The sequence below is a fragment of the Bradyrhizobium sp. Kon37 genome (assembly GCF_055807535.1).
The window spans coordinates 1-248 of the sequence record NZ_JBVVOY010000312.1 but is presented as its reverse complement, the minus strand read 5'-3'; the positions used below and the strand labels follow the sequence as shown (position 1 = coordinate 248).

Annotated in this window: 1 protein-coding gene; it reads right to left on the bottom strand. The window is 52.4% G+C overall.

The window, feature by feature from the left end; all coding sequences use genetic code 11:
* Window positions 1-52: 52 nt before the first annotated feature.
* Window positions 53-248: hypothetical protein (locus AC0L3J_RS38290; RefSeq protein ID WP_473350606.1), on the bottom strand; the 196-nt coding region annotated here is incomplete at its 5' end.

The window sequence follows — 248 nt, the reverse complement described above, 5'->3', positions numbered from 1 at the left end:
AGTGTCTTCTTCATTGCGGCCATCGCGAACTCCTGCTTAAGATCGCCGGTGCCTAGTTGCCCCGGCTCAAATGCCAAATTATCCGCTCGGCAGCCCGTGATACACCCGAGCTGAAGAATTCATCGAACTCCTGGCCAGAAGTTCGTTGGAGAGCCTCTAGTTCTCCGGATGAAAGCGTCTTGAAGACTTCCAATTTATAGCCCGACTTGCGTCTGAAGCGTATCACATAGTTGATAACTGGGCTGGGC